Origin of the sequence: Buchnera aphidicola (Pemphigus obesinymphae) (genome assembly GCF_026122815.1) — a bacterium.
GTDB lineage: Bacteria > Pseudomonadota > Gammaproteobacteria > Enterobacterales > Enterobacteriaceae > Buchnera_C > Buchnera_C aphidicola_BJ.
Genome location: NZ_JAIWQW010000035.1, coordinates 1 through 1,418 on the forward strand (window position 1 = coordinate 1; position 1,418 = coordinate 1,418).

General features: G+C 20.0%; 1 protein-coding gene. It reads right to left on the reverse strand.

Features of this window, described 5'->3' with window-relative positions; genetic code table 11:
- Window positions 1-246: 246 nt before the first annotated feature.
- Window positions 247-699 (reverse strand): Hsp20 family protein, encoded by a 453-nt coding sequence (locus tag LDP10_RS02890; protein WP_265197224.1) that lies wholly within the window; start codon window positions 697-699, stop codon window positions 247-249.
- Between the last annotated feature and the right edge of the window lie 719 nt (window positions 700-1,418).

The window sequence follows — 1,418 nt, forward strand, 5'->3', positions numbered from 1 at the left end:
AACAAATGGAATTTTATGCTTATAATGAACTGGAATCCGAAACTCAGGATTTAAATTTTTAGTTCTATTAATTACATTTACATTATTTCTTTTCATTCTTGTTAACCTTTAAATATATCGAATAATAAAAATATTTATAAAATCATTTTAATAAATAGCCGTTTTAAAAGATTTGTACTCAACTATTTCTAGTTAAGTACAAATAATACTATTTAATAATAATTTTTTCTACTAGAGAATATCTTTTTATTTTTTTTCATTAATAATTTCTACTTTTCTTGGTTTCTCTTGCTCCGGTATTTCATATTCGAAATCTAAAGTCAATAAACCTAATATAATTTTTGCTTGCTTTACTTTAATTCTGTTATCTAAATTAAAACTTAAAGAAAAATTATTTTTTTTAATCCCTTTATGTAGCCATTTATAATTTTCTTTATTATCAGTATTTTCCTTATATTTTCCAGTAATCGTTAATTTATTATTATGTACTAAAATATCTAAATTTTCTTCTTTATATCCAGCTGTATCAATTATCAATTGATAATTATTTTCATTTTTTTGAATTAAATCATAACTAGGTATATCTGATATCGGTTTTTCACCTGTCAATCTGCTGAACATGTTATCTATTTGTTTAAACCGATCTGAAAACATATCGTCGTATAGACCAGGAACTAAAGAGAAAGAACGATAAGACATGAAAATTCTCCTCATTTGAGACCTAATTAATAAAATTTCTTAGTATATTAATACTAAATTATATTTCTTTCATTTGCTTATATAAGGGTATTTCTCATTTTTTCAAGGCATTTTAATACTTACATAAAAAATAATTATTAATTATGCGATATCTGTTACTGAAAATTTTTCACCTTTCGTATTTTTATTTGTACATTTTTTAAAAAAAATAAAAATCTAAAATATATAACATTTTTTTATTTTTAAAATTTATTTAAAAGTAAGCATTTACGAAAAAGTATCCTTTCTTAAAAATATCCTTAATTTTCTTTATCTAATTTCTTTTTTTTTGAAATATAAAAAAGAAAATTTATTCTCTTAAAAAAGTTAAAAAAATTTAATAATTAGTGTCAATAAAAAGCAATATATATGTTTTTTCTAATGTCTAAATATTTTGCAAAAAAATAGCTAATTTTAATACAAAATAAATATGTAATATTGTATAAATAATAATCATATTTTACATATTTTTTTATCTCTTTTTAAAATAGCAAAAAAAAAAAGTTATCCACAGGTAACGAGGAAGTTATTTAATTATTTATTAGTTAATTATTAAAATAGTTTCATTGCATTTTATATATATATTGCACTGAATCGAAAAAACCAGTTGCACTTTTAAAGGAAAACTGTGGACAAAAAAAAATAGGCCTTAAATTGAACCTAAAAAAAAAAAAAAAATT

Excerpts from the sequence above, each read along its gene's own strand:
- LDP10_RS02890 (WP_265197224.1), bottom strand. The coding sequence starts at position 699 with ATGTCTTATCGTTCTTTCTCTTTAGTTCCTGGTCTATACGACGATATG.